Source organism: Staphylococcus sp. HMSC65H10 (assembly GCF_001839185.1).
GTDB classification, from domain to species: domain Bacteria; phylum Bacillota; class Bacilli; order Staphylococcales; family Staphylococcaceae; genus Staphylococcus; species Staphylococcus simulans.
This window is the reverse complement of record NZ_KV840424.1, coordinates 139,865-166,314: the sequence shown is the minus strand read 5'-3', so window position 1 is coordinate 166,314 and position 26,450 is coordinate 139,865. Positions and strand designations below refer to the sequence as shown.

Here is a 26,450-nt window from a genome sequence, read left to right as displayed (position 1 = left end):
TTTCCCCCTATATTTGGTTTTGTATGATTGTTTTTCCCTCATATTTCCTTACTCTAGTTACTAATTTCCTAAAATTGTGCGCAAGAAATACAAGTCCCATTTCCTTAAAAATTTTTTCAGCTCCTCGGACATGGAATCTTTTAAATTTCATATTTTGTTTAATGTTTCCAAAAACTGTTTCGACATCTATCTTTCGCTGCGCATAGTATGAGGCTGTTTCTTTGCTTTCTATCTTTTCATTCGCTTTTATTTTTATATATTCCCAGGTTGGATTAATATTCAAACGTCGATTTTTTCCTTCTTTTGCTTTGGTACATTTCTCTCTCAATGGACATCCTGTACAATCTTCACATTCATAGATTTTGAAGTTTCGAATAAATCCATTTCTATCTTTACGTTGTGAATAATGTGAGAACACTACTCTTTTCTGATTGGGACAAATATAGTAATCATCCAACTCGTTGTAAGTCCAATTATCTCGATGAAACTGATTTTGTTTATGGGCGCGTTTCTTCTCTTTTAAGTAACCTTGATGCGGAATGATGGGGGTGGATTCTGTTTCGTCTAACACATAACAATAATTTTCTTCACTTGCATAACCGGCATCTGCGACAATATTTTCTGGTAAACCTATTTTTGATTCAATCTTTTCAAGAAATGGGATAAATGTTCGTGTATCTGTTGGATTTGGATAACAATCATAAGCAAGAGCAAATTGATTTTCTGTCGCAAGTTGAATATTATAACCTGGTTTTAGTTGGCCATTAAGCATGTGATCTTCTTTCATTCGCATAAAAGTAGCGTCATGATCCGTCTTTGAGAAACTATTGCGTACACCCATAATCACTAATTGTTCTTCGTAGCTCATTTTTCTTTGGGCAAAATCATCGAATCGCTTCTTCTGCTTATGAACTTCAGATTTTTCTTTACGAAGTAATTTTCGTTCTTCTACTGTTTCGGTTTGGTCAATCGCTTCAATTAATTGATTTTCCTTTTCTTCCAAAGATTGACGAATCCTTTCAATCTCTTCTATAGAAAGTTCATCCTTTAAATCATCTATTAACTCAGGTAAGATTTTTGTTTCCACCATTTGTTGGTAGTTTTCAAGGGCTTTTTGATCAAGGCTATCCTTATACTTTAAAATACTTTTTTTCCAAACGAAAGAGTATTTATTCGGGTTCTGTTGCAAAGTCTCAAAAAGGTCATTAGTTTTTCAAGATGATTCTTATTTAAGCAGGGATTCCTAATAGTCCTTTGATTTCTGTACAGACGGAAAAGCCAAAAAGAGACCCTTCTTTTCGGCTTTTTTTATAAATTCCTCGAATCGCTTCCATGCCTTTAATCGTGGTTGAGGCTGTTCGCAAACTTTGGTAAAATTTGTTTCTTCGCTTAATTGGACGATGGTCTTGTTCAATCAGATTATTCAGATACTTGATTGTTCGATGTTCTGTTGTTATATACAGTCCATTTTTCTGAAGCTTTCTGAAGGCACTCTTAATAGAGGGTGCTTTATCCGTTACTAGAACCTTTGGTTCTCCAAACTGGTTCTTCAGTCGTTTTAGAAAAGCATACGCAGCCTGTGTGTCGCGCTTTTTCCGTAACCAGATATCTAAGGTTAAGCCATCTACATCGATAGCGCGATATAAATAATGCCACTTTCCTTTAATTTTGATATAAGTCTCGTCCATTTTCCATGAATAAAAGGACTGTTTGTTTTTCTTTTTCCAAATTTGATAAAGAATCTTTCCGTATTCTTGCACCCAACGGTAAATTGTGGTGTGACAAACGTGAATTCCTCGGTCATACAGAATTTCCTGCACTTCACGATAACTCAGGTTGTACCGAAGATAGTAGCCGACGGCTACGATAATCACGTCTTTTTGAAATTGTTTTCCTTTGAACTGAGTCATCTTCATTCCTCCAAGCTATCTTTTTCAATTATTTTACCTCAAAATGAGCTTATCGGAAACTTTGCAACAGAACCTTTATTCGCATCCGCTTCAATTTTTGTACCATCAATGTATAGAGCACTGCCACTGATTAAGCCACTTTGAACCAGTAGCTCACGAAATTGAACAAATGAATGATCTAGAATATCGTTCATAATCGGATGAACGCGAAAACGATTAATAGTACGAAAGTTAGGGAATTGCTCTTGAGATAAGTAGCGCATCCGAATACTATCTATCAGCATATTTTGTATTTGGCGGCCCGAATAAACCCCTTGAATATAGGCACAAAGAATAATGGAAAGTAGCATACGAGGATGATATTGGGGTCTACCCATAGATTGATAATAAGGAAGAAAGACTTCATCGGGAATAGAGTCAACAAACTGCACAATGGCATGAGCAAAATCATTTTCTTCTAATTTAATTTCAAGATCTATAGGCAAACAAAGTTGGTTTATGGTATAATTTTGATACATGATAAAGCACCTCTCTCAAATGGATTAATCACCTATATTATAGCAGAGTGTGCTTTATTTTTGTATTCACTTTCAAAAGATAAATAGAGGTCTTTCCACTACTATCTAAATGGAAAGACCTCTATTTTTCATATAGGAGCTACTTTTGGGTCAGCCCCGCCCGATTATATATTTTTAGATGACGGTGAATTAAACCCTAAAATTTTCGAATATTTTGAAGAAGCTAAACGTCTTAATGTGGCTAATGTAAAGATGTCGATTGGAAATTATCGACATTTTAGTCAATTAAAACAACTGAATTTTATTAATGATCAACCATTTAACTTTACGATTGAAAATGATCAAACACAACAGTCAGGAACGATTAATAAGGTTAATCAATTCTTACAAGATGCTAAAAAAGCTAAATTAAATATAGGTTATACATTTGATTTGGGTAATTTCCGATATGTTCAAGAAAGTGAAGTTGATGCGGCTGACACATTAGGATTATATGTTACTTATATTCACTTGAAAAATCTAGCAGAACAAGACGGTAACTTTATCGTTGTATCCTTAGATAAAGGTATTATTGATTGGAAATCAGTAGTTGAAAAACTACCAACAGGGCTACCAATAGGTCTTGAATATCCTTCAAGCGATGTTGATGAAGTATTAAGAGATAAGCAGTCAATCGAAGTGTTAGAAAATGAAAGAAAGTAGCGATAGTCGCTGAAAAGTTTGCTAATACAAGTGTGAGCTCATCACAATCGCATTCTTTACATGCGAAACATCAGTGATATTTCAAAAAACAAATAAAAGCTGAGACAAAGTATGCTTAAATACATGTCTCAGCTTTTCATTTATTTATTATAGCTTTTCAATATGTCCTTGAATGACGCTCGCATGTCCTGTGTGTGCAGTACCTTCTTTACGTTCAATATCTCGTTTTTCTAGACTATGGATTTTAACAGGAAGGTCTTCAAGATAACCTTTGATTTCATCTACTTCATAAAGCATGGCTTTGTTTGGTGGGCCACCTGTTTTATTTTCGAGTTGTTCTGTTGAATAAAGTTCAAAGTAACTATGACCTTCTGATTTTAAAGGTTTGATTAAGTTATTGAACATCCCGCGTTTACCTTCTGGAGGAACATGTCCGAAGATATTCACGCTATAATCATAGGCATTTTCTGCAGTTAAATCAGACGCAGTGATATCACCATAGTTCGCATCGACTGTAACACTTGCTTCTTCCGCAAGTTTCAATTCTTTCTCAATGCCGACTTTAGATAAATCATACGTTGTGACATCATAGCCTAATGTCGCAAGATAAACTGCGTTACGTCCTTCACCTTCAGCTAACATCAATACCTTCTTTGGTGTATCTACTTTTTCTGAAAAGACGCTTTTAACATATTGATTCGCTTCTTTACCATAAATATATGTGTCGGAATCAAATTTTTCATCCCAATGATTCATGGTGATGCCTCCTCTCTTTAACCTCAGTACTAGTCTAAAAAGTTTGAAGGAGTTAAGCAATTAAAACGAACTGAGTGTTCATTTATCTATCTCATAAATAAAATTTATGAAAAGTTAAAGTTGTAGTCTGTGTTTTTTAATACCGAAATGGTTTAAAGTAACTTTTTTAGTTGTTTTTAATTATCTTTTTTCACATTAAAAAAGATAATGCGAAAAATTTTGTTATATTTTTAATGTATCATGTTATAATTTATGGGAAATAGAGGTGAGGGATATGAGGAAGAACATCCTGTGGTTGTTTCCTGTAGTGATACTAGGATGGTTTTGGAAACGTCTCTTAAAACAACGCCATCAAGCATTTTCAGAAGTGGATATTGAAACACCTGAAGATGTAAAAGAGACGCAAGGGATGAATGATGAAGAAATTTAGTTGAAGGGAGTCATCTAAATAGTGCTTGAAAAAATCAGATATAAATTAACTAGACAATTTATGATTCGTGACATTATTAAAGAACTAGGGACTATTATTTTTAAATGCAGTCACGAAAATTTCATCTATTTTAATACACGCAACTTTTCGATTACTTTAGACGAACAAGAAATTACGTTCGACATCTTATCACATCAAAAAAATGAATTAATCGTCGCAATTAAAAGCGACTTTATTACACATGCTGAACCTGCACAAACGATAAAATTCTATTACGGTCAAAAAGCCCTATGGCTGACACGTGCACCGGAATTAAGACGTACATACTATATGGATCACGGTATTTTCGAACTGATTGTTAATCAATCTATTACGATTAAACCAGTTAAAACAGGCTTCAAGTTTGTGAACGAAGCTTTACCTATCGTGTTAACAAGCGCAGGTCCTGACACAATTGAAGTTTCGAGTTCAACACCCATAGACAGTGTGTTTTTAATCAACGATCAAAATATGAAAGTACTAGATCTTAGAGATAACAAGATTAACTACACGTATATCCAAGATCGTTTGAAAAAAGAAAATTATAAAGTACATGTGATACAAGGGACGACGATGTATCCAGCTAAAATTGAATCTCCAGAAGTCGTGCATCATTACTTTATGGAATATGACTGGACGGATGAACAACTCTCGATTGATCGTATGTATTACGCAGTAGACCAAGTTTATATGACTCAGTTAATGAACACAGAAGATATCAACCTGTCATTCTTCATCAAAGGCAGCTTTGATGAGATGGATAAAATCCGAGTAGGTTTAATTGATGTCGATTACGAAAACGCAGTTTACTTACCGACACAAGTGATGATGGGTAATAAAGTCACAGTTAAATTAGCTTTAGATCATTTAGAAACAACGATTAAGAAGAAATTACTTATTGAGATTAATGGTCATTGTTATTTACTACAAGGTAAAACAAGACCGTTTGATGCCTTACATCAAATCGATCATGAAATTTACCAGCTTCAAATCCGCAATCGATACGGTTTAACCATTACACACCGTAAACCTAAATTTAAATTAGGGATTAATCAAGTGGCAGAAGAGAGTTTGAATATGTACTTCCAGCCACATCCGCTATATCAACATTGCAGATATTATTTAACCTTTGAAGAACGTATCTCAGGCAATCAATATCATTTACCGATTGCGAGAGACGTTTATGATATCTCAATTGATTATGACCAATTGAATATGTTATTGACAGAAAATAAATCGATTATCGATGTCTTCATCACAATTTATGATGAAGATACATTAATCAGAAAAGAAAAAATCAAATACCGTCAAGGGGTCTATAAGAAAGACGGCATCCATACGTTAAAAACAGTAGAAGAGAATGGTCTCACGACGTTCTTTATGTTGACATTGACGCCATTTAAAAACATTAAATTTGAAACGTTTACGATGACAGAACGTCAACTTCAAATTTTAAATGACCATAATCATAAAGATCCGAATATCTGGATGGTCGGAGAACGTACGGATACAGCACAAGAAAGCGGCATTCAGCTCTTTGAGTGGCTTTACGAACATGCGGAAGCGGATGTTTATTACGTCATTGATGGCGAATCTAAAGACTACGAAAAAATCAAAGATATGGAGAATGTCTTAGTCTTTGGTTCAGATGAATATTTACGTATCGCCCCACAAGCGAAAGTGGTCATGAGTACACATGATATCGAAAATATTATGCCATATAAAGCAGCACCACAATTCTTCGGTTATGATGAAACGATTAAAATCTTCTTACAACACGGAGTTCTCGGTAGAAAGAATGTTGAATATCATAAGAAATTCTATGATGACCCATTCGATTTATTCAACGTCTCTAGCCATCATGAGAAATACGATATCGTAGTTGATGAAATGGGCTATGAACCTGAAGAAATCGCAGTGACTGGCTTAGCACGTTATGATAGATTGCCGCTAGAACCTAAACCACAAATGAAGAAAGTCTTAATTATGCCGACATGGCGTGATTGGTTGAACAGTAATGAAGCCTTTGAAAAAAGTGAATACTTAAGACGTTATATCAGTTTCTTGAACAATCCTGAATTAAAAGCTTTAAGTGAACAATATGGTGTAGAAATCAACTTCTATCCGCACTATAGAGCACAACAATTCTTCCAAGATTACTTAAGTGAACATGAATTGAAACATGTGAACTTTATAGAGCTTGGGACGAAAACTGTTCAAGACTTATTGATTGAACATGATTTACTGATTACAGACTTCAGTACAGTCAGCACGGACTTTAACTATATGGATAAACCTGTGATTTTCTATCACTTTGATGTGAACAAGTTCTTTAGAAAAGGCATTCTAAGACCGATTAATGAAACATTTATCGGTGATATTACGTATTCAGAAAATGAATTAATCAGTAAAATTACCGACAAAGTAAAACACAATGAACCGCAACACTATGACCGTAGCTTGATTTTCGACCATATCGATCATCAGAACTGTGCACGTATCTATCACAGTATTTGCGAGGAACTTAAAAAACAAGACGCTCAAAATGCGAGTCATATAAAATCATAGTATTTTAAACAACAGCCTGTATTGTATGTCGCAATATAGGCTGTTTGTATTGAATTGAACTCTACAAACGAAATCAGAGATGATATGATGAAAGAGATAAAAAGGTGGCACATTTGCGTAAGCGAGTCTGTCAACGTAAGGGGATTAAGCACTCATGAAGAAAGTTTCAATTAAAGATGTCGCAAAAGAAGCAGGTGTATCCTTAACCACGGTTTCGCACATTTTAAATCATAAACAAGAACGCTTTTCGCAAGCGACAATTGATAAAGTGTTAACAGCTAAAGATAAATTAGGTTATATTCCAAATAAAAATGCCCAACAATTAAGAGGACATACGATTAAATTAATCGGGGTTTTAGTCCCCAGTTTAACGAACCCTTTCTTCTCAGCGATTATGCAGAGTATGGAACAACATAAGCCGGACTATGTGGATTTATTCTTCTTAAGTACTTCAGGTGACCATCTAGAACATAACATCAAGCATTTAGTTGAAAGAGGCATGGACGGTTTAGTCATTGCGCGATTAATCGATCAACCTGAAAGTATGAACAATTATTTAGAGAGACACAATGTTCCTTATGTCGTGTTAGACCAAAGTGAAGATAATGGGTATACCGATATCATCCGAACAGATGAACAGACAGGCGGTGCTTTAGCGGCAGCACATCTTATTGATTTAAATCATCAACATATTGCCATTGTACAACCGTATGAAATGATGTCGAATATGCAGGCACGTGTGAAAGGTTTTGAAGATTATTGCGAATCCCATGATGTTCAAAAACCGTTGAAGATAGAAACAGAACTGTCACCTTCAGGCGGTAAACAAATCGTTGATCAAATCATCGACAGTCAAGTGACTGCGGTTTTTGCGATTAACGATGAAATGGCCATCGGGCTGATACGCGGCTTAAATGAACGTGGAAAAACTGTGCCTGAAGAGATTTCAGTCGTAGGTTATGACAACATCAGTTTCTCACAATATATGACACCGGCATTAACGACAGTAGCCCAACCCATTGCGTTAATTGGGGAAACAGCACTGAGATTAATCGTGAAGAAAATTACGGAGACTGACCAAGGGGTAGAACGTATTGAATTGCCGAATGAACTCGTGGTCAGAGAAACAACACAACAATTAAATCAATAATCATTCATCAAAGACGGGGCGCTTATCTCTTGATAAGTGTACTCGTTTTTTATTGTGTCGAAAATCTTAAATCTATATGAAAACGTATACAAAATAAATGAAAAGTGCTAGTATGTGAGTAAAGTAAAACGTTTTACTAAATCCACTTAGAAAAAAATAGAGGTGTTATTCATGAATCTAGTCGCTTTACTTATTGGTTTAGGTCCATTGCTTGGTTGGGGTTTATTCCCGACGATTGCGTCAAAGTTCGGAGGTAAACCAGTCCATCAAATTATCGGAACGACGGTAGGGACATTAATCTTTGCGTTAGTCTTTGCGGGATTGACAGCCCAACACTTCCCGACAGGTATGAACTTAATGTTTGCGTTGCTTTCTGGGGCAGGTTGGTGTTTCGGCCAAATTTTAACATTCAAAGCCTTTGAACTTATCGGTTCTTCAAGAGCAATGCCAGTCACAACAGCTTTCCAATTGCTTGGTGCTTCATTATGGGGTGTCTTTGCGTTAGGTAACTGGCCAGGACTAAGCAATAAAATTATCGGTTTTGTGGCGTTAATTGTGATTTTAATCGGTGCACGTATGACAGTATGGAGTGAACATCCTGAGGAACAAAGCAGCGGTAACTTAAAGAAAGCAGTGGTTATCTTGCTGATTGGTGAAATTGGATATTGGCTATATTCAGCTGCACCACAAGCGACAGATATCGGAGGAAAAGCAGCCTTCTTACCTCAAGCTATGGGTATGGTTCTCGTCGCAGTAATCTATGGTTTAACAATGATGAAGAAAGACAATCCATTTAAGAATAAGATTACATGGCTTCAAATCATTTCAGGTTTCTTCTTCGCATTTGCGGCGTTAACTTACTTAATTTCAGCACAACCAGATATGAATGGTCTTGCGACAGGCTTTATCTTATCTCAAACGTCAGTGGTTCTTGCGACGTTAACAGGTATTTATTTCTTAAATCAACGTAAGACGAAGAAAGAAATGTTGATTACGATGGTTGGTTTAGTGTTAATTTTAGCTGCCGCAACAGTCACAGTATTTATTAAATAATTTTGGAGGGAATAGAAATGAAGAAAACCCCTGTATTAAATAGTCATGTTTCACAAGCCATTGCGACAATCGGCCACTTTGATTTATTAACCATTAATGATGCGGGTATGCCGATTCCAAATGATGCACGTAGAATTGATTTAGCGGTCACAAAAGAGTTGCCACGCTTTATTGATGTGCTAGAAACAGTCTTAACAGAAATGAAAATTCAAAAAATCTATTTAGCTGAAGAAATTAAAACACATAACCCAGCGCAGCTAAAACAAATTAAAGCACTGTTAGAGGATGATGTAGAGATTGAATTTATTCCACATACAGAAATGAAAGCCTACTTAAGTCATCCATTAAATAAAGGCAATATACGTACAGGTGAAATCACACCATTTTCAAATATTATTTTAGAATCTAATGTGACATTTTAAGCGAGGAGAGATACAGTATGACGAATAAAGTAGTAATTTTAGGTTCAACGAATGTGGATCAGTTCTTAACTGTTGAGCGTTATGCGAAACCTGGTGAAACCTTGCATGTCAAAGAAGGACAAAAGAAATACGGCGGGGGTAAGGGTGCGAATCAAGCGATTGCGACAGCACGTATGAACGCAGATACGACGTTTATTTCAAAAGTCGGTAAAGATGGTTTAGCTGACTTTATGTTTGAAGGTTTCAAAGAAGCAGGAATGAATACCGAGTATATTACAGAATCAGAAACAGCAGATACGGGACAAGCATTTATTACAGTAGATAAAGACGGCAGTAATACCATCTACGTCTATGGCGGTGCGAATATGGATATTACACCTGAAGATGTGGCACAAGCTGAAGCAGTGATTAAAGAAGCGGATTATGTAGTGGCACAATTAGAAGTCCCTATACCGGCGATTATCCGCGCGTTTGAAATTGCGCGTAAGCATGGTATTACAACGATTTTAAATCCAGCACCAGCGAGTGAATTGCCTGAAGAATTATTAGGACTGATAGATGTGATTATTCCGAATGAGTTTGAAGCAGAAATCTTATCTGGTATTCCAGTGACGGATGAAAAATCAATGGCTCAAAACGCAGACTATTTCTTAAGTTTAGGAATTAAAGTCGTATTAATTACTATCGGTGCACAAGGTACGTATTACGCAGTCAAAGGCAACTCTGACTTAGTCAAAGCATATAAAGTTGATGTTGTGGATACAACAGCAGCCGGAGATACTTTTATCGGCGCATTTGTCAGTGCGTTTGACGTGAAACAAATGAATTTAGAAACTGCGATTGATTTTGCGAATAAAGCAGCATCTTATACAGTTCAAAAAGCTGGGGCGCAAATCTCTATCCCATTCGCAAAAGACATTGAATATTAAACGAACTTCAAAAACCTATCCATATATGCGAGGATAGGTTTTTTCATTGTCTGAGATTAATCTTATGCATGATGAGGGAGATCCAACTGATTAAAAGCACAGGCAATAACGTTAAATTCAAAGCTTCGATATTCAAGATATGAAACAGCGTATGGATGTCGACTTCTAATTTAATTCTAGATAATGACTGTGTCATTACTTGATAGAGGGTGAGATAGACTAATAACCATTGGATGAAGTATTCAACGACAGTTAAGGTCCATACATCATTGAACCAACGTTTGATGAAATAACGAAGTAAGAAAAATTCAATAATTCCACTTGTTAAAATCATTAAGAGTCCCGTTATGAATAAATCATTACCCAAGTCAATGACAGCGCTTATTAATAAGATAATAGATACGCCTAGCAGTAAAGCAATAAAAGCGGTCAAGATTAAGAGTGTACTTAAGAGTGCTGTTTGTAGGAATGCGTTTTTCTTTTTACCGAGATTAGCCAAATAATCAATAGCTAAAAACATGATAAGTACTAAGATGATGTTAAATAGCGTCATAGATGTCACGTCCTTTGATTAATGAAGTTAAAAAATAATATTTGCGGTAGATATCCGATTGTGAGAAAATTAAATAGATAAACTATACTAATTATATAATGGAGAACAACTTATGGAAAATCAATTTACACAACATTATAAGGGAAGTTGGCTTAAGTTTTCACTCTTATCCATCTTGATGATGCTAGGTGGCGGGTTGTTTGCGGGGCCTTTTTATTTAATGGTCAGAAATCATCCCCTTCAAGAAGTCATTCTACTTCCTGTCCCATTTATATTTTCAATATTAATTCTCTTTTGGTATGTACATAACAGAGAGCACCTTCCGTTAAGTTCAGTCGGTATTTACCGTACATATGCTTTTAGAAAGCTAGGTATCGGAGGCTTATTCGGCTTTATCGTCTTCTCTGTAGTGATTTTAATTTTAGTGTTATTTGGAAATATTTCAATTGTCGGTAATACGCTGAATCAAACGGTGTTATTAGGTATCGGTTTAGCATTTATTGGATTTTGTATTCAAGCAAGCGCAGAAGAACTTTTGATGCGTGGATATCTCCAAACACGTTTAACACAGCGATATGGTGATCGTTTTGCGATTGTGTGTTCAGCAGTGGTCTTCACCTTACTCCATGGAATGAACCCTAATATTTCCATTGTCGGTGTGACGAATATATTCTTAGTCGGTATTGTCTTGTCTTTAATCTACAGAATCGACGGTACGATTTGGACAGTTGCTGGGTTCCATATTATATGGAACTTCGTACAAGGTTGTATTTATGGGATTAATGTCAGTGGAAATGAACTGAATTTCAGTTTGTTTAAAACGAAATATCATACGGATAACATACTGACTGGCGGTACGATGGGTATCGAAGGCAGTATTATTTTGACAGTGTTGTTTATCGTGCTCATTATTAATTTGGCGAAGCGGCTCAAAGTAAACTTTTAACTTAATACAAATGAAATTAGTCTTTTTCATCCTCTTTCAAGTGAGTATCTCATTAATGAAAGAGGATTTTTTTATATTTATTTTTAAAAGAAATTCTTTAGTGACAAGGCTTTAAAGCGTATTGATATGAAGCAAATCAAAAAATTTAAAAAAAGTTGAGCTTAGGGGTTTACAAATTTTAAAACACCACTTATAATTTAGTTAAGTTAACTAAACTAATTAAATAAAACAAGGAAAAGGTAGGCGGTTATTATGCTTAAAAATAAATCGAAAAAATTTAAAATAGGAATTACACTTTTAATTATTGGAGCAGCGATGTACGGTGTTGCAGCACTTATCGGATTCTTACCGATTGCGTTAAAACTTAAAGGAATTATTATCGGCAGTGTCTTAGTATTTGGAGAAGTTAATATTTTAGTATCAATCGTATTGCTTGGTAAACAAGTCGTTAAAAAATACAAAAGCAAATTAAACCCGAAAAACTGGTTCAAGAAAAAAGAAACTGTAGTCACAGAAGCAACTGAAGTGAACGTTGAGAACGCAACAGAAGCCCCTTATAATGAAACACAAGCAGATCAAACAACAGTTATTGAATTAAAAACAGTGAAAAAAGGAAGTCGTAAACATGACACAATCAAACCTAACGCAAATTGAACATGTCGCTCAGGAAATCACCAAAATTAACGAAGAGATTGCGATAGAATACATGCAGCAAGAACGAGAGTATTCACATTTTAAATTAAACAATCAGCAACATGTGATTATGACCATCTTAGTAGAAAACCAAGATATGAAACCAAGTGAATTAGCACAACGTTTAGATGTCTCTAAAAGTGCCATCAGCCAACAACTTCAAAAGTTGAAACAAAAAGATTATATCTATCTGTATAAAGATGACCATGATAAACGTTCATCCATCATTGGTCTAGGTGAAAAAGGACTAGAATATAAAGAGAGTATTAATGATTATATTCATGATTTTAGTAAAAAATGCGCAGATACTTTCTCATATGAAGAGCTTGTAGAAATCAGAAACGCATTAATAAAGTTACAAAAAATCATTTAATTTATAGATTCTAAAAGGCAACTTCCAATTGGAGGTTGTCTTTTTTATTGGGATGATATCTGAAAATTATGAATTCACATTGACAATTCCGACGGTCTCACTATAATTAAAATTATTCAACAACAGGAGGTAGACATCATGAAAACGATAGGTATTTCCGCAAATATATTAACGGATCAAGCAGGAATGTTTCCAGGCTATAAGCGTTGTTATGTCAATCAGGATTATATCCGCTCGATTGTGAAACAAGGCGCTGTGCCGATGGTTATTCCTATAACAGATAACGATGACATTATAGAAGCACAAATCAGACAAGTAGATGCTTTACTCTTAAGCGGGGGACAAGATGTCAGTCCGCAACTTTACAATGAAGACCCGCAAGACAAATTAGGCGAAACGCTACTTGCGAGAGATGTGTTTGATTTTAAATTGATAGAGAAAGCGAAAGAACGTTTTATACCAATTCTAGGGATTTGTCGTGGTGCACAAGTCTTAAATGTTTTCCACGGTGGTTCTTTATTCCAAGATACGTCGTATCGTCAAATACAATCACTCAGACATTGGCAACCAACGAATCCGACTGAGAAGACACATGAAATCAGAGTCTTTCCGAACACACGTCTAAGTGCGTTATTTCCTGAAGGTCGATTCTATGTGAACTCTTTCCATCACCAAGTCGTTAATCAACTCGCAGAAGGCTTCAGAGTCATGGCACAATTTAATGATGGGGTGATTGAAGCCTTTGAATCAGAATCATATCCATATATGGTCGGTATTCAGTGGCACCCTGAAATGTTGTGGCATGAAAACAGTATGGATGCTCTATTTAAAGATTTTGTGGATCAAATTGAAAGAAGATGACAGCATGAAAAAACTAGGATTTTGGTCTATTGTCCTTTTAGCGATTAACTCTATTATCGGTTCAGGTATTTTCTTATCACCTGGAGCGGTTATTCAAAAAGCAGGTAAGTATACTTTAGTAGTTTATGCCGCCGCTGCAATCTTTGCGGCAGTATTAGCGATTACTTTCGCAGCCGCAGCGAAATATGTGAATAAAAGCGGGGCATCTTATGCTTATGCCACAGCAGCATTTGGTGAAAATGTAGGTTTCTATGTAGGAATTACACGCTTTGTTGCGGCAAGTATTGCTTGGGGGGTCATTGCGACCGCAGTAGTGAAAACCACACTCGCAATTTTCGGTGGTAACGCCCAAGATTTTGTATCAGTGACTATCGGGTTATTGATTTTAATGGTGGTGTTATTACTGGTAAATGTGACAGGTAATAAAGTATTTGCCTTTTTCAATAACTTAGCTACAATTGGTAAACTTGCTGCCTTAATCACAACGATTATTGTTGGTTTCATCGTCGTAATAATGACTGGTCATTCTCACTTTAATGACATTAATCAATTAGTCGATGTTTCTCAATTAAATACATCAACTTTTGTGATGGCAGTCATTGCGGCATTTTATGCTTTTGTGGGCTTTGAGAGTGTCGCAAGTGGTGCGGAGGATATGAAAGCACCAGAAAAGAATTTGCCACGTGCGATTCCATTGGCCATTTTAATTATCGCGGTGATTTATATTAGTATTATTGCGGTCATTATGATGATTAATCCGACCGCAGTATTAACCAGCAAACATGTCGTATCTTTAGTGACTGTGTTTGAATCATCTATTATTTCGAATATTATTTTGTATGGTGCTTTAATCTCTATGGTAGGTATTAGTATCGCAGGATCATTCTCAACACCGAGAATTTTAGAAGCAATTGCGAATGAAAACCAAGTACCCGCATGGTTTAAACAAAGAACGAAATATGATTTTCCGTTCAATGCGTTCATTACGACGTTCTTAGTCGCATTAATTATTCCGATGGCCTTTCAATATAATATGGTAAGTATCATTGTATTAAGTTCAATTTCACGCTTTATACAATTCATTGTAGTCCCTATCGGTGTGATGATGTTTTATTATAATCGTTCACGAGGGGAAGTATTGCCGAATGTCTATAAAAATAAATTTACAGACGTGATTTTACCAATTATCGCATTAATTTTAACCGTAGTGTTACTTATCAAGTTTGATTGGAAAGGTCAATTCTCTATTGTGACCCCACACCATATTGAACCGAATTACTTCGCGATTATTGCGATGGTAATTGGTTATGTTGTCTTACCATTGGTGTTATTTATAGCAAACCAAAAACGCAGACATGTATAAAATGAATGTAGGCAGACACTATCTTCTTTTGAATCATCAGGGAAGATAGTGTTTTTGTAGGTATATGAAACTTTTTCTTTCATTAGGGTAATTAAAATACAAAATAAGAAAGAGAAAGGAGCGTACACTATGGCGATACGTTGTATATATGTGACACCAGATCATGAAGTTATTGCGACAGATAAAGTTGAAGAAGTGCCAAAAGAAAGTGTGTTTACTTGGTATGATTGTATCCAGCCGACGAAAGAAGAAACGCATTTTCTCGCAACAACATTTGAATTGAATATTCAAGAGATTACAGCTTCTATATATACATTAAGACGGCCGAACCTCTACCATGATGCTCAAAATGATGTTGAACATTTATTGATGCATGCGATAGATGGAAAGGACTTTGAAGCGGAACCATTAGGGATTACGATAGATGGTAATCATGTGATTACGGTTCATGATGCTGAACTTCAAACGGTGACACAGTTGTTTGATGCTGTTAAGACAAATAAAGTAAAACGAGATGCTGGATTAATCGCATTGAAGTTATTGAACGGGATTGTAGAGTCTTATTTCTCTTATGTCAATGCGATTGAAGATCAGGTGTTTTCTTTTCAATACGAAGAAGAGAATCGTAAACAACGACGTGCATTTATGAAGCAAGTGTATGAGATACGGTCTGAGATTATTAAGTTGAAGCGGATATTACTGCCGATGGAACAAATGGTCAATGCGATTCAGACATTAGATATTTATGACAGCGGTCAAGATAAAGCACGTTTGTATCATCAAATTTATAACCATTTGAAACATCAAAATGCAACATTAGAATCTTGTGAAGCATTGACGGATGATATTAAAGACAATAATCAGTCTTATCACTCAAGTCGTATTAATTCAGTGATTAATGTGCTGACAATTATTTCATCCATCTTCTTCCCGTTATCTTTCTTAGCGGGTTGGTATGGCATGAATTTCACAAACATGCCAGAGCTGCATGGTCAGTACAACTACTTTATTTTCATCGCATTTTCTATCATTATCGTAGTGGTATTGTTGTTAATCTTTAAGAAGAAAAAGTGGTTCTAACTATAAAATGCCTTTGAAGACATCATATTGTCCTCAAAGGCATTTTTAATATTGATAATGGTTTCAGTCATTATTTAATCGCTTGATAAATGACGTCATCTACAATGATTTCTACATTATCGTGGTTGTGAAGGATAGACGCAGGTAAATCTTCTGTAGTTTCACCGTTAACGAGTCGTTGTATCGCATCGATTTTCTTATCTCCGAATGCGAGTAAGATAATACGTTTTGCGCGCATGATAGAAGAAAGACCCATAGACAGTGCTTGTTTCGGTACATCTTCTGAGTGTTTGAAATGGACACTGTTCGCATGCATCGTAGAAGGTGTAAGGTCTACGACTCTTGTTTGGCTATCGAAAGGCGTACCGGGTTCGTTGAAACCGATATGACCATTTTCACCGATACCTAAAATTTGGATGTCAGGTTGACCGACAGCTTTAAGCGCATCTTCGTAATGTTTTGCTTCTTGATCTAAGTCTTCAGCTACACCGCTCGGAATATAGATATTGTCTTCATTCCATTGTTCATTTTGGTTAAAGAAACGTTGATGCATGTATGCATAATAGCTATGCAGATCTTTTGGACCTGCACCAACGTATTCATCTAAGTTGAACGTTCTGACACCACTGACATCGACGTGATTCGCATTTAATAAATCTGAGAGCTGAGTATATAAATCTGTCATCGTCGAGCCTGTAGCTAGTCCTAAGACAGCGTCAGGGCGTGCTTTAATTTGTTTCAAGAATTCGATTGCGACATATTGACTGGCAAGTTGTTTATTTCTTAAGTTGTAGAGTTGCATTTCTAATCCTCCAAGTAGTATGACTATTCTTTTACGGCGTTAATAAAACGTTCTGTAATTTGTTTCGGACGTGTAATCGCACCGCCGACAACCGTACAGTGTACACCTGAATCACTGACTGCTTTATACATTTCTGGTGTAATCACATTACCTTCAGCGATGACTTTCGCATTTACTTGATCTAAGACTTCCCTTAAGAATGCGAAGTTGTTTTCATATAGGATATGACCTTGAGTATAGTCTGTATATCCGCGTAATGTTGTACCTACGTAATCAAAGCCAAGCTCATCTGCATGTTTTGCTTCTTCAATTGTGGAGATATCAGCCATGATTTCAACGTTTGGTGCTTTTTCACGAATATAAGCAACAAGTTCTTCTAACGTTTCTTTCGGACGTTCTTGTTTTGTCGCATCTAGCGCGATGACCTCACATTTACTTTCAATCAGTTCATCGACTTCTTTTGAAGTCGCAGTAATATATACTTTTGAACCTGGATAATCTCTTTTAACGATACCGATAACAGGTAACGGTACTTCTTCTTTAATTGCGATGATATCTTCTTTACTGTTTGCGCGAATACCGACTGCACCGGCTTGGTACGCAGCTAGTGCCATTTTCGACATAATAAATGATGAATGTAACGGTTCATCAGGCAAAGCCTGACAAGAAACGATTAAACCTTGTGGTAACATAAGCACACACTCCAAAATATTGTTAATTTGTAAATATAGTAGTTCAAAGATTGTCGGTTAAGTTACTCATATCATAACACGATGAAATTTATATTCAATTCTTTACTATCATTTGAAAAATATTTTCATATATAATAGAGTAAATGTAATACCTTAAGGGGAGTGAAGAGGCATGAAGTTTGAAAATCGTGTTCAACGTAGCCGCCATTTACTGACTAAAATGGATAAGAAGATTATTGAGTTTATCCGTACCAATGAATTAGATGATCGTTTCTCAACGATTAATTCTTTAGCGCATGCGATAGGCACCTCTCCGGCTACTATTACTAGATTTAGTAATAAGTTGGAATATCATAATTTCCAAGATATGAAATTCAATTTACAACATGAAAAATCAGAGAAAGTTGTGGAGAATGCACCTTTAGTTCAATTGATACACCGTTATCATCAAAATATTATTCAACAAACGGGAGAGTTTATCTCAGAAGAGAAGATTAAACGGTTTGCGCATTACTTAAAGACCAGCAGACAAGTCAGTTATGCAGGACTCGGCAGTTCTGGTTTAACTGCGAGTGAGTTTTATTACCGTACGATGCGTATGGGCATTCGAGGTAATGTCTCAACGGATGCGCATCAAATGAAAATTTCAGCTTCATTATTATCTTCACAAGATATGTTTGTCGGCATTTCTAATAGCGGTGAAACTCAAGAATTGGCCGATGCGGCAAAAATTGCACATGAACAAGGTGCCTTTGTGGCTGTGGTCACTAATTATAAAGGCAGTCTGATTACGAAACATGCAGACTTAGTTTTGATTACTTCTGCGAAGTCGAACGTCAATGATGCACGCTTTATTAATACACAAACTGCGACTACATTCTTGATGGACATTATCTGTTACTTATTATTGAACAATGATTATATGAATCAACTTTATCAACGTACACGTCGCACAGTATTAGAGAAAGGTGAAGACAAGTAAGGCTAACGGTTGTCTGCAGTAAGACATGCGGAACACTAAATAAACCGCGTACTATCAAGGGTTTTAAGACCTTGTGAGATAGTACGCGTTTTTTCTTTAACCTTCGGTAATTGCGCCAAATAACGCAGCGTGATTTTCAGTTTTTGTTGTTTGGATAGGTGCGTGTCCATAGTTTGGTGGCAAGAATTGATTGATTTTAGGTTCAATGTATTGGATAAGATTTTCACCTTGTGAAGAGATGCCACCGCCGATTAAAATCAAGCCTGGATCATAAATGATTTGAATTTGCGCAATACCCTCTGCGACATAAGTTGCCCATTCTTCTAAGATAGCTTGTGCCTGTTTATCATTTGTTTGTGCGAGTTCAAATAACTTCGGCACGTCAGTACCATATTGAAAATCTCGTTCTTGCATCAAAACTTTGAGGGCTGACGTTGAAGCACGTTGTTCAAACGTTTTTTGATCAGTGTCTCGATATAATAAATAGCCGATTTCATTCGCACGATAACGTGCACCACCATAAACACCTAATTGTTGATTATAAAATGCACCGCCGATGCCTGTGCCTAAAGTTAAACAAAAAATATTATCCTCTTCATAATCATTGAGTGATAATTCTCCAAGTAGGGCTGCATCCACATCATTGTGTACGGTCATTGATGAATATAAGTCTTTTAAAGAACGACGAAAACTCGTACCATCAAAGTTTTTAATAGTTGGACCAGTATAAACAATTTCTCCTAATTCTGAATCGACAACACCTGCACTGGAAATGCCGATATGGGGTTTATCTAGCTTATGTTTGGTGATAAGTTCATGTGCTAATTGATACACTTCATCGATAATCAGTGTCTGCACATTATCGGGTGTTGAGATTTTCTTATAATCTTTAATTTCTTGATTTTCATTGATGAGGGCTGCCTTGATGTTTGTGCCTCCGATATCTATTGCGATCTGGTTCATAAGATGATTCCTCCTCTGCTTCCACTTCATTATATATAGAGCATACTTCAACTAGGAAGTGTAAATCCAATTTTGAAAATTATTTTCATTACTTTGTCCATATTTTGTTACAATCTTTCAAAACCAGTTGTGTAGGGTTATGATAGCGTTTACAATTGAAAGTGTAAATATAGTATAAACAAGGGACATTGTTGGATGTTTAGGATAGCCATTGTGCTATTAATACTTAACTTGGAGGATTTAGATATGGAAGAAAAATTAAAAGGCTTATATGCTGCGTTACTTGTTCCATTTGATGAACAAGGACAAGTGAAAGAAGAAGGCCTCAAACAAATAGCGAGAAACGCGATTGAACATGAAAAATTAGACGGTTTATATGTCAATGGCAGCTCTGGTGAAAACTTCTTAATCAACACAGAACAGAAAAAACAAATCTTCAGACTTGCGAAAGAAGCAGTCGGCGATGATGTGAAATTAATCGCACAAGTAGGCTCATTAGATTTAAATGAAGCGATTGAATTAGGTAAATACGCGACTGAACTTGGTTATGATGCCATTTCAGCAGTAACACCTTTCTATTATCCTTTCTCATTCGAAGAGATTAAACAATATTACTTCGATTTAATCGAAGCAACTCAAAATAATATGATTATTTATGCGATTCCTGATTTAACAGGTGTCAACATCAGTATCGAACAATTCGGTGAGTTGTTCAATCACGAGAAAATTGTTGGTGTGAAATATACTGCGCCAAACTTCTTTTTATTAGAACGTATCAGAAAAGCATATCCAGACAAACTGATCTTATCAGGCTTTGATGAAATGTTAGTTCAAGCTGCGATTTCAGGCGTGGATGGTGCCATCGGTTCTACTTATAATGTGAACGGTGTGCGTGCACGTCAAATCTTCGATTTAGCTAAAGAAGGAAAAATTGATGAAGCTTACCAAATTCAACATGATACAAATGACATTATTGAAGGTGTTTTAAGCATGGGCTTATACCCAACACTTAAAGAGATTTTAAAATCACGTGGTATCGACGGCGGTGTGCCGAAACGTCCATTTGCGCCTTTCAATGAATCAAACAGAGAAGCGTTAAATAATCTTATTGATAAATACAACTTGTAATACCGACATAAAACGTTAAGGGGTGTTGTTTATGCAACAAGTGGGTTTTGGCACATGGAACTGGGTAGCGGTCATTACCTATCTAGTAGTCATGTTAATAATTGGAGCGTACTTTACTAAGCGCGCAGGTCAAAGCACAGATAGTTTCTTTACAGCCAGTGGACGCCTTCCTTCGTGGGCCATCGGTTTCTCAATCTATGCAACGACGTTAAGTGCGATTACATTTATGTCTACACCAGAAAAAGCATTTTTAACTGACTGGTCGTATATCGCAGGGAATATCGCGATTGTCGCAATTATCCCGGCTTTAATCGCATTCTACGTACCGTTCTTCAAGAAGCTTCGCGTAACGTCAGCTTACGAATATCTTGAAGCACGTTTCGGACCAAGTGTCCGTGTTCTCGGTTCATTACTCTTCGTAGTGTTCCACTTAGGTCGTATCGCAATCGTTATTTACTTACCGACACTTGCGATTACAGCCGTTACTGACATTAATCCTTATTTAGTCGCAAGTTTAGTAGGGATTTTATGTATTCTTTATACTTTCCTCGGCGGTTTCGAAGGGGTGGTATGGAGTGACTTTATCCAAGGTGTTATCCTTTTAGGCGGTGCCCTCATGATTATCGTAATTGGTGCAATGGAAATCAAAGGCGGTTTCGGCACAATTCTTCATGATGCATTAGCTGAGAAAAAGTTATTGAGTGTAGATAACTGGAAGTTGAATACAACAGCGGCAGCCTTGCCGATCATCTTCCTAGGAAACATCTTTAACAACTTACATCAATATACAGCCAGTCAAGATGTAGTACAACGTTATCAAGCATCAGACTCTATTGATGAAACGAAAAAATCATTATGGATTAACGGTTTATTAGCGTTAATCTCAGCGCCGATCTTCTATGGTATGGGTACAATGATGTATTCATTCTATGAACACGAAGCAGCGTTACCACAAGATTTCAACACGTCTTCAGTGGTACCATTCTTTATCTTGACTCAAATGCCGCCATTTGTAGGTGGATTATTAATCGCAGCTATCTTTGCGGCAGCGCAATCTACGATTTCTTCAAGTTTGAACTCGATTTCTGCGTGTATTTCTGAAGATATTAAAGATCGTTTCTTCAGTAAAGGTACAGATAAAGGCAACGTTCGCTTTGCACGTTGGACAATCATCATCGCAGGTTTATTAAGCTATGGTATTGCGATTTACTTAATCGCTGCGGATTCTAACAACTTATGGGATTTATTCTTATTAGTTACTGGATTATTCGGTGTACCTTTAGCAGGTATCTTTGCGGTTGGTATCTTCACAAAACGTGCGAATACATTCGGTGTCTTAGTCGGATTATTCACAGGTGTTATTGTCGCTTACCTATTAAAAGGTATCGGTGGCGCGAACTCACCATTCTATGTATCAATTATTTCATTCTTCATCGCATTCTTATTCGGATACATTGTGAGTCTGTTCGTACCTGCTAAATATACGAAAGATATTACAGGTTTAACAATTTACGACAAAGATAAACCATCTACGTATATTTCTAAAACAAGACAATAAGCTGAAACATTCAAATAAATAAACAAAACAACCTTATATAAACATAAAAAAAGTGATGCGTACACAAAGTATGCATCACTTTCTTTCGTTATAACTTAAACTTGAAAGATATTATTAAAGGCTTCAGCCATTGTAGGGTGTGTATAAATATTGTTGGCTAATACTTCTGCTGGGATGTTTTGATCAATCGCTAGTTTAACAAGGTTGATAATTTCCTCAGAGTTACGACAATACAGTGTTGCACCAAGTACTAAACCTGATTTTGCATCTATGACTGCTTTCAACATACCGCGTGCATCATTATTTACTTTATGACGTGGGATATTCTTAACCGCAAGATTTGTTTCGTGTACTTCATAACCTGCAGCTTGTGCTTCATCTTTAGTCATACCGACACGAGAGAAAGGTGGGTTAATGAACATAGAATATGGTACCACGCCGCGATTTTCTGTCGTACGTTTACCTTCACCAAAGATATTGTCTTTAATAATTCTGAAGTCATCGAGTGAGATATATGTGAATTGTAAGCCGCCAGTAACGTCACCTGCTGCATAAATGTTTGGTACAGCTGTTTGTAGGTGTTCGTTAACTTCTATTTCACCGCGTTTGCCGACTTCGATATCTGTATGGTCTAAACCAAGGTCTGAAGTATTTGGATGACGACCTGTCGCAAGTAAAACAGCATCTGCTTCAAATTCGCCTTGTGATGTATGCACAATTGTACTGCGTTCTTGATCTTCAAAGCGTTGTGTTTCTACATTATAGACAATGTTTACACCGTCTTGAATCAAATCTTCTTCAATAAGTTCAACAATTTCACGGTCTTCTTTTGGCAACAATGTATCGTGATGTACAAACATTGTCACTTTAACGCCGAAACGTGCGAAGAGTGACGCAAATTCTAACGCGATATAACCTGCACCGACAATCACTAAATGTTCAGGTTTAAATGGTAAGTCCATAATTCCTGCAGAATCATAAAGGTGTTTTGAGTCACCAATACCTTCTATGTTTGGGATAACCGGTGTAGAACCTGTATTGATTAAAATATCTTCAGCAGTTAAGACATCTAATTCTTGGCCTGCTTCATCTAATAATACGATTTCTTTATTAGATTTAAATTGCGCTGTAGCATTAATCACATCAATCCCTGGTGTATCTGCCAACATGTGATAGTTTTTGTTATTTAATGCGTCTACAACTTCACGTTTACGATCAAACGCACTCGCAAAAGAACTGCCTTCTAAACTATCGTGTATTAATGTTTTTGACGGAATACATCCGACGTTGATACATGTACCGCCATACATTTTCTGATCTTTCTCTATCATTGCGACGGCTTTACCTTCACTCGCCGCAAACTTAGCTAACGTTTTACCTGCTTTACCAAATCCAATAATCACTAAATCATAATGTGTCATGAAATCTTCCTCCAAATTCTTAAATTGCTGTTAATGTTTCACGTAAAACTTCTTCAATTGTGAAATCACGATAATACTGCATCAGCAGTTCGTGTTCCTTCGCATGATGTTTAGCCATAGTATTCCCGATTTTTCGAGAAATCTCACAATGACTGGCAGAATTTCCTGTAAAAAGACGACCTTGTGTCCGTTCAGCAGTAAATAATTGAAACAAATCTGCTAAATCAGCTTTGGCTGTTTTAACATTAGCTTGATAGCCACCATATTTACCGCGAACTGTATCAATATAGCCTTGTTCCACTAACTTTCCTGTCACACGCCGTAATTGTACGGGATTAATACAAACTAGCTCAGACAAAGCTTTACTTGAGAAACGTTCATCTGCATGTTTCGTTAAGAAAGCCAGCACATGTACCGCAATATTAAATTCTAAGTTCACCGTGTTCACCTTCTTAATGTAACTATTATAATTACATTTAACAATATTTTGAGATAAAAATAAACAGTTTTGCTCATAATGGTTTATCAATGGGGTAAGACAGGTAATTATTCATAATAATAAAGTGGGTTATTTGATAAATAACATAGAAGATTGTGTAATGGACAAAGATTGTCCACTTATAACTGTATATTGAACTGTAGGAGATGGTAAACATGGATAAATCAACAAGAGTCTTGAATATCTTCACACGTTTGTTGAATGGGGAAACAGTTAGAAAATCAGATCTCTCTGATTTTGGGAATGTAAGTACGAAGTCGATTCAAAGGGATATTAGAACGATTAATGATTTTTTCTATGAAAGTGAATATTGGAATAATAGAAATACTGAGGTAGTACATAAAAAGGGCGGCTATGAATTAATCACGCATTCTAACAGTTTAAGCGGTTTAGCACTGTTAGGGCTTATGGTAAAAATTAAAAGCTTAACACCTATCTTGCATGTAGATGTGTATAACTTATTCAGAAGAGAAATACAGGGCATGCGTATTGAAGATAGAAAAGTTTTAAGTGAAATGTTGGATCATTTCAATAACCGGGATGAAACATTTCCAGGTGAAACTCTAATGTTAATCGAAAAAGCGATTAGTCAAAAATACTTAGTATGGATGAAATTCAAAGGACGTAATATTGAAGTGAAACCATTATCAACGATGTACATGCATTATGACTATTGGTTTACTTATGAATATGAAAAAACAGTTTATACCGAGCGCGTCCGCCTGATTGAAAATTTTATGGTTTCCAATCATAAGTTTGATGAAGTCAAAAGCAAAGAACTCGTCACGGTTGAAATTGATGAATCGAAAATGGCATTGTTCCGCCAACAATATAAGATCGTCGAGGTACTAGACCGTACACAGGATGGAAAAATCATAGTGAAAGTCGCTTGTACGGAATTAGATGCATACTATATTGCTTATCAAATGGCACCTTTAGCACGTATTTTAGAACCTCAAAAGTACATTGATAGCTTTATTGAGCGTATTAATCAAATCAAAAGTTGCTATGAGTAAACAAAAACAAAGGTAAGTAAACGGTAAGCAAGAAAGTTAAATAAAATGAAGATTTAAAAGTTATTATTTTGGAAAAACAAAAAAGATTGCATTACTGGACAATAATTGACCACATAGATGTGTATAGTAAGATTTATTAAGTTTTTATTAGGATTGATTGAAGTATACAGAAAGGTGGAACATTGATGAATTTACAAGAAAAAAGTTTTATTGAATCACAAATCGCAAGCAAAGCAAAACAACCTGCTATTGCTTATGTATTATGGTTTTTCTTTGGAAGCTTAGGAGGACACCGTTTCTATTTCGGCAAAACGGGATCAGCTATTGGGATGATTGCATTAACACTATTAACAGCTTGGTTTACATTTGGTATTCCAACGTTGATTTGGGTGATTGTGGATGCGTTCTTAATTCCAGGTTGGGTTGAAGCAGATAAAACAAGAGTAAGAAGAGAAGCAGAGAACGAAATACAATTGATGCAAGGTAGCCATTCATAAGTTATCTTTTATGGACAAGACAGCTACATAAAAGAAAAAATAGAGTCAGTAGACGAATACCCCCTTACACACGATAGAGTAAGGGGGTGTTTTTATATAAGTATGCTTGAAGAAAGATTCCATACTTGAATAACTAAATTGTTATTTTAGTGCGATGTAATCTTTCTTCAATGACATCAATACGCATTTCGATAATATCTTTTTCTGCTTTAAGTACTTTAAGGTGTGCTTCTAAAACATCTGAAATCTGTGCTTTATTCTCGTTAAGTTGTTCAACGTAATACTTAATTTTCTTGAGTGGCATATTGAGTAAACTTAAGCATTGAATTAAGCTGATAATTTCTATGTCTGTTTCAGAATATACACGTTGATTATTGGCATTTCTTTCAATATTCATCAATAAACCATGCTTTTCATAATAACGCAATTTACTCTTAGAGATATGTTTCATCTCAGAAACTTCTTGAATGGAGTACTTTTTAAAACAAATCACTTCCCTTAAACCATAGTTTAACCTGTAGTCTATTGTATAGAAAATATATATGA

General features: G+C 36.0%; 27 protein-coding genes and 2 pseudogenes. 18 read left to right on the top strand and 11 right to left on the bottom strand.

Annotated features, from left to right (window positions below):
• Positions 1-7: 7 nt before the first annotated feature.
• The 3 genes and pseudogenes from HMPREF3270_RS12480 to HMPREF3270_RS12470 form a co-directional block, all read right to left on the bottom strand.
• Positions 8-1,174, bottom strand: a pseudogene (locus HMPREF3270_RS12480) (IS1182-like element IS1182 family transposase); the annotation flags it as partial.
• 55 nt (positions 1,175-1,229) lie between these two features.
• Complete coding sequence (locus HMPREF3270_RS12475; RefSeq protein WP_000191454.1) at positions 1,230-1,910, bottom strand: IS6-like element ISEnfa1 family transposase; 681 nt, start codon at positions 1,908-1,910, stop codon at positions 1,230-1,232.
• A 68-nt stretch (positions 1,911-1,978) separates the two neighbouring features.
• Positions 1,979-2,428 (bottom strand): annotated as a pseudogene (locus HMPREF3270_RS12470) (transposase); the annotation flags it as partial.
• A 237-nt stretch (positions 2,429-2,665) separates the two neighbouring features.
• Between HMPREF3270_RS12470 and HMPREF3270_RS12465 the strand changes: the two are divergent.
• Complete coding sequence (locus HMPREF3270_RS12465; protein WP_176746754.1) at positions 2,666-3,130, top strand: apurinic/apyrimidinic endonuclease family protein; 465 nt, start codon at positions 2,666-2,668, stop codon at positions 3,128-3,130.
• 147 nt (positions 3,131-3,277) lie between these two features.
• On the opposite strand, the gene HMPREF3270_RS12460 is transcribed toward HMPREF3270_RS12465, so the two are convergent.
• Entirely contained in the window at positions 3,278-3,886 is a 609-nt protein-coding gene (locus tag HMPREF3270_RS12460; RefSeq protein ID WP_070849242.1) for a class I SAM-dependent methyltransferase, read from the bottom strand.
• 274 nt (positions 3,887-4,160) lie between these two features.
• On the opposite strand from HMPREF3270_RS12460, the gene HMPREF3270_RS14085 reads away from it, so the two are divergent.
• From HMPREF3270_RS14085 to rbsK, 6 genes are all read left to right on the top strand, one after another.
• Positions 4,161-4,316 (top strand): hypothetical protein, encoded by a 156-nt coding sequence (locus HMPREF3270_RS14085; RefSeq protein WP_002480236.1) that lies wholly within the window; start codon positions 4,161-4,163, stop codon positions 4,314-4,316.
• Between the two features lie 21 nt (positions 4,317-4,337).
• Positions 4,338-6,923, top strand: coding sequence for a CDP-glycerol glycerophosphotransferase family protein (locus tag HMPREF3270_RS12455; RefSeq protein WP_070849239.1), 2,586 nt, complete (start codon positions 4,338-4,340; stop codon positions 6,921-6,923).
• A 154-nt stretch (positions 6,924-7,077) separates the two neighbouring features.
• Positions 7,078-8,073, top strand: coding sequence for a ribose utilization transcriptional repressor RbsR (rbsR, locus tag HMPREF3270_RS12450; RefSeq protein WP_061055026.1), 996 nt, complete (start codon positions 7,078-7,080; stop codon positions 8,071-8,073).
• Between the two features lie 171 nt (positions 8,074-8,244).
• Positions 8,245-9,126 carry a ribose/proton symporter RbsU gene (gene rbsU / locus HMPREF3270_RS12445; RefSeq protein WP_060803794.1) on the top strand — a complete coding sequence of 294 codons (882 nt, stop codon included), beginning with the start codon at positions 8,245-8,247 and terminating at the stop codon, positions 9,124-9,126.
• 17 nt (positions 9,127-9,143) lie between these two features.
• Positions 9,144-9,548 carry a D-ribose pyranase gene (gene rbsD / locus HMPREF3270_RS12440; RefSeq protein WP_023014834.1) on the top strand — a complete coding sequence of 135 codons (405 nt, stop codon included), beginning with the start codon at positions 9,144-9,146 and terminating at the stop codon, positions 9,546-9,548.
• Positions 9,549-9,565: 17 nt separating this feature from the next.
• A complete protein-coding gene (gene rbsK, locus HMPREF3270_RS12435) occupies positions 9,566-10,477 on the top strand; it encodes a ribokinase (RefSeq protein WP_070867270.1) in 912 nt (303 codons plus the stop codon).
• Between the two features lie 43 nt (positions 10,478-10,520).
• On the opposite strand, the gene HMPREF3270_RS12430 is transcribed toward rbsK, so the two are convergent.
• Positions 10,521-11,030: an SA1002 family membrane protein gene (locus tag HMPREF3270_RS12430; protein WP_023014832.1), complete on the bottom strand. Its 510-nt coding sequence runs from the start codon at positions 11,028-11,030 to the stop codon at positions 10,521-10,523.
• 112 nt (positions 11,031-11,142) lie between these two features.
• Between HMPREF3270_RS12430 and HMPREF3270_RS12425 the strand changes: the two genes are divergently transcribed.
• The 6 genes from HMPREF3270_RS12425 to HMPREF3270_RS12400 all read left to right on the top strand — a co-directional run bounded on the left by HMPREF3270_RS12425 (position 11,143) and on the right by HMPREF3270_RS12400 (position 16,346).
• Complete coding sequence (locus HMPREF3270_RS12425; protein ID WP_002480229.1) at positions 11,143-11,976, top strand: CPBP family intramembrane glutamic endopeptidase; 834 nt, start codon at positions 11,143-11,145, stop codon at positions 11,974-11,976.
• A 252-nt stretch (positions 11,977-12,228) separates the two neighbouring features.
• Entirely contained in the window at positions 12,229-12,630 is a 402-nt protein-coding gene (locus HMPREF3270_RS12420; protein ID WP_002480228.1) for a transporter suffix domain-containing protein, read from the top strand.
• Positions 12,602-13,042 carry a MarR family winged helix-turn-helix transcriptional regulator gene (locus HMPREF3270_RS12415; RefSeq protein WP_002480227.1) on the top strand — a complete coding sequence of 147 codons (441 nt, stop codon included), beginning with the start codon at positions 12,602-12,604 and terminating at the stop codon, positions 13,040-13,042. The genes HMPREF3270_RS12420 and HMPREF3270_RS12415 overlap by 29 nt, the downstream gene beginning before the upstream one ends.
• 138 nt (positions 13,043-13,180) lie before the next feature.
• Positions 13,181-13,903 (top strand): gamma-glutamyl-gamma-aminobutyrate hydrolase family protein, encoded by a 723-nt coding sequence (locus HMPREF3270_RS12410; RefSeq protein WP_070849236.1) that lies wholly within the window; start codon positions 13,181-13,183, stop codon positions 13,901-13,903.
• 4 nt (positions 13,904-13,907) lie between these two features.
• Positions 13,908-15,266 carry an APC family permease gene (locus HMPREF3270_RS12405; RefSeq protein ID WP_070849378.1) on the top strand — a complete coding sequence of 453 codons (1,359 nt, stop codon included), beginning with the start codon at positions 13,908-13,910 and terminating at the stop codon, positions 15,264-15,266.
• Positions 15,267-15,395: 129 nt separating this feature from the next.
• A complete protein-coding gene (locus HMPREF3270_RS12400) occupies positions 15,396-16,346 on the top strand; it encodes a CorA family divalent cation transporter (protein WP_060803799.1) in 951 nt (316 codons plus the stop codon).
• Between the two features lie 70 nt (positions 16,347-16,416).
• Here HMPREF3270_RS12400 and nagB read toward each other — a convergent pair whose 3' ends face one another.
• Together nagB and HMPREF3270_RS12390 are read right to left on the bottom strand one after the other, a co-directional pair.
• Positions 16,417-17,148: a glucosamine-6-phosphate deaminase gene (gene nagB / locus HMPREF3270_RS12395; protein ID WP_023014828.1), complete on the bottom strand. Its 732-nt coding sequence runs from the start codon at positions 17,146-17,148 to the stop codon at positions 16,417-16,419.
• Between the two features lie 23 nt (positions 17,149-17,171).
• A complete protein-coding gene (locus HMPREF3270_RS12390; protein WP_070849233.1) occupies positions 17,172-17,840 on the bottom strand; it encodes an N-acetylmannosamine-6-phosphate 2-epimerase in 669 nt (222 codons plus the stop codon).
• Positions 17,841-18,012: 172 nt separating this feature from the next.
• On the opposite strand from HMPREF3270_RS12390, the gene HMPREF3270_RS12385 reads away from it, so the two are divergent.
• Positions 18,013-18,822, top strand: a complete 810-nt coding sequence (locus HMPREF3270_RS12385) for a MurR/RpiR family transcriptional regulator (RefSeq protein ID WP_023014827.1) — start codon at positions 18,013-18,015, stop codon at positions 18,820-18,822.
• A 96-nt stretch (positions 18,823-18,918) separates the two neighbouring features.
• On the opposite strand, the gene HMPREF3270_RS12380 is transcribed toward HMPREF3270_RS12385, so the two are convergent.
• Positions 18,919-19,785, bottom strand: coding sequence for an ROK family protein (locus tag HMPREF3270_RS12380; protein WP_070849230.1), 867 nt, complete (start codon positions 19,783-19,785; stop codon positions 18,919-18,921).
• Between the two features lie 246 nt (positions 19,786-20,031).
• Between HMPREF3270_RS12380 and HMPREF3270_RS12375 the strand changes: the two genes are divergently transcribed.
• The gene (locus tag HMPREF3270_RS12375) at positions 20,032-20,913 is read left to right on the top strand and encodes an N-acetylneuraminate lyase (protein WP_002480218.1); all 882 of its coding nucleotides are present in this window, start codon (positions 20,032-20,034) and stop codon (positions 20,911-20,913) included.
• A gap of 31 nt (positions 20,914-20,944) precedes the next feature.
• Positions 20,945-22,471 (top strand): sodium:solute symporter family protein, encoded by a 1,527-nt coding sequence (locus tag HMPREF3270_RS12370; RefSeq protein ID WP_002480217.1) that lies wholly within the window; start codon positions 20,945-20,947, stop codon positions 22,469-22,471.
• A 95-nt stretch (positions 22,472-22,566) separates the two neighbouring features.
• On the opposite strand, the gene merA is transcribed toward HMPREF3270_RS12370, so the two are convergent.
• Both merA and hypR read right to left on the bottom strand, forming a co-directional pair.
• The gene (merA, locus tag HMPREF3270_RS12365; protein ID WP_061055036.1) at positions 22,567-23,892 is read right to left on the bottom strand and encodes a hypothiocyanous acid reductase MerA; all 1,326 of its coding nucleotides are present in this window, start codon (positions 23,890-23,892) and stop codon (positions 22,567-22,569) included.
• 19 nt (positions 23,893-23,911) lie between these two features.
• On the bottom strand, positions 23,912-24,331 hold the full coding sequence (gene hypR / locus HMPREF3270_RS12360) for a redox-sensitive transcriptional regulator HypR (RefSeq protein WP_070849227.1): 420 nt from the start codon (positions 24,329-24,331) through the stop codon (positions 23,912-23,914).
• 215 nt (positions 24,332-24,546) lie between these two features.
• Here hypR and HMPREF3270_RS12355 point away from each other — a divergent pair, with 215 nt between their 5' ends.
• Complete coding sequence (locus tag HMPREF3270_RS12355) at positions 24,547-25,407, top strand: WYL domain-containing transcriptional regulator (RefSeq protein ID WP_061055037.1); 861 nt, start codon at positions 24,547-24,549, stop codon at positions 25,405-25,407.
• A gap of 185 nt (positions 25,408-25,592) precedes the next feature.
• Positions 25,593-25,904, top strand: a complete 312-nt coding sequence (locus tag HMPREF3270_RS12350; RefSeq protein WP_002480213.1) for a TM2 domain-containing protein — start codon at positions 25,593-25,595, stop codon at positions 25,902-25,904.
• 133 nt (positions 25,905-26,037) lie between these two features.
• On the opposite strand, the gene HMPREF3270_RS12345 is transcribed toward HMPREF3270_RS12350, so the two are convergent.
• Positions 26,038-26,397 (bottom strand): MerR family transcriptional regulator, encoded by a 360-nt coding sequence (locus HMPREF3270_RS12345; protein ID WP_256324382.1) that lies wholly within the window; start codon positions 26,395-26,397, stop codon positions 26,038-26,040.
• Between the last annotated feature and the right edge of the window lie 53 nt (positions 26,398-26,450).